Annotated in this window: 1 protein-coding gene and 1 pseudogene; one reads left to right on the top strand and one right to left on the bottom strand. The window is 32.5% G+C overall.

The window, feature by feature from the left end; genetic code table 11:
• Nucleotides 1–99 precede the first annotated feature (99 nt).
• The gene (locus tag NE544_RS11905) at nt 100–1,023 is read left to right on the top strand and encodes an Abi family protein (RefSeq protein ID WP_256269485.1); all 924 of its coding nucleotides are present in this window, start codon (nt 100–102) and stop codon (nt 1,021–1,023) included.
• Nucleotides 1,024–1,276: 253 nt separating this feature from the next.
• On the opposite strand, the pseudogene NE544_RS11900 reads toward NE544_RS11905, so the two are convergent.
• Nucleotides 1,277–2,361 (bottom strand): annotated as a pseudogene (locus NE544_RS11900) (hypothetical protein); the annotation flags it as partial.

The raw sequence follows: 2,361 nt of genomic DNA, 5'->3' as shown, positions 1-2,361 counted from the left end.
CTTCAGGGATTTTCAGCGTGCAATAAAAACCATGAAAAATCATTGATATTTTTTTAATTTTTACTTGATTTCTATTATCCAATTTTTTTAGGAGAATTTATGAATAATTTCAATGCACAGATTAAGCCAGCTTTAACATTCAATCAACAGCTAGATCACCTTATTAACGATAAAGGGTTGATTGTTAATAACTATGACAATGCTTTATCCATTTTAAAACATGAAAATTATTACAGATTAAGTGGATATATGATTGATTTTCTAGATAAAAACGACAATTTTATTGATAACATTTCCTTTGAGGATATCTATAATGTGTATAAAACTGATAAAGAAATTAGATCAACACTTTTTGAACTAATTAACGATATTGAGGTATATTTAAAAACTCAATTAGCAAATTATTTTTCATTGACATATGGTCCCGTTGGATATCTTGATCCATCAAACTTTAATTTTAAAAATCACCAAGAATATATTGACATCATTGATTTTTTAAAACGTTGTGGCGAAGTAAATAAAAGAAATGCATCCAGCCTTATTATTCAACATCACAACAACAAATATAATGGGTTTGTCCCAGTATGGGCATTAGTCGAACTTATACCTCTTGGCACCATTTCTAAATTTTATTCATTATTAAAGACAAAAGATAAAAAAGCAATTTTAAAAATCGGATATAATGACATTAGTTATGAAAAATTAGAAAGTTTCTACCATTGTGTATCATATCTAAGAAATCAATGTTGTCATTATCAAAGATTGTACAGAAAAAATCATCCTATCAAGCCAAAGCTTTACACACCTTCAAATATAAATTTAGGATCTTTTGTATCTGGAAGCACATATTCATTAGTTCTTCCTCTTCTGTATATAAATCCAAATCAAAGCCTTGGCAAAAGAGCAATTGAAAAGTTAAAAAATATTGAACGCAACTCAAAAGTTGATTTTGTTAAAAATTACGGTTTTGAAGCCAATTGGAAAAACAATTTATATTTAGCGAATGGGCATTGCGTTAAGTAATTATATAATCAAAATTGTTTCTTCATTAATTTTTGACGTACTCTCATCATTAAAATGACGAGATTCTCTTTCTCACAATGCGAGAAATGGAGCATCGCAAAGCTTTCAGCATGGTTCTAGTCCTTGCATATAGTCTTTGCATAACTCTTGTTTTTTGAGCATTTCCAATCCATATGGACTGTACTCTGTATACTCATACTGCATCCAGCAGGGCTTACGCCTAAGACCTGAACTAGATGAGAGATTCTTTAAGCTAGAATCCAAAGCAGTATTTCATTGTGTGTCCACATTTTTTCATATTTAGAATCAATGTATCCTGCATCTTGACAAAGTGTGGAAAATCAAAATGACAGGCTTCAAAATCAGGTGCAGTCAATGTATCGTCAGTATGATAAATTAGAAAGGCAGAATATAAATCTCTTTGTACTTTGCATCCTTCAACCGTTTTAAATCTTTCGTTTAAAGTAGGTTTAATATATTCACCCGTATCATGGTGAAGTTGAGAAGCACGGTATTGATGAATATCTATTTCGTAGTATGGTATTCCATACTGTGTTGCCTTTGTTTTTAAATCGGCCTGCATAAGACCTGGAGAACGGTTCTTGATAGAGTGCCCATAACGCTTTTTGCGTTTGTATTTACGTACCATCTTAAAAGAGCCGTCTTTTTGTTTAATTGCCGTTGCCTCATCTTTACGCTCTGTCTTCTTTGATTTCTTTTGAAGAGCCTTGAAGTTCATTGGTTCAAGGATGAATTCGCTTGTATTTTGAACAACTCTATTGATAAAAGTATGATGTGAAGTCTTAATGTAAGCAGATTGTTTTCGATAGAGAACTCGAACTTGGCGTTTTAAACGTCTACATCGTCTTGTGGTTTTCCATTTATGTTTTCCCTTTTTGACTGTACCATTCTTGTTGTAGTTTTCTGGATTGTGCTTACGCATAGAGGCATCTATCAGATTCTGCTTATGCCGAATCTCTTTTTCATATTGAACTGAATCTGGAGCTAGTTCTTCCAGATGGACCTCGTTGTTTGAGACTGTCGCAATCGTAGAGGTTCCAAAGTCAACACCTGTACGATGTCCGCCATCTTCTGACAGTTTAATTCGTTTTGGTGCATCACCTCGAAGTGTGATCACTACATAATATTTGAATCTACTGTTGAATTCGATTCTTTTTAAAAATGAATAAACAACATCTTCTTTTAAATCAACAGATGAAAGGATGTTCTGGATATATTCATTCTTTGGGACACGAACTTTGTAGTAATGTTTCATGAAACATATGGTATCCCATCTTAAAAGACGCACTCCTGTTGCAGCACATTTTTGTTTGATAC

Source organism: Holdemanella sp. MSK.7.32 (genome assembly GCF_024460475.1).
GTDB lineage: Bacteria > Bacillota_I > Bacilli_A > Erysipelotrichales > Erysipelotrichaceae > Holdemanella.
This window is presented reverse-complemented; position numbering and strand designations above follow the sequence as displayed.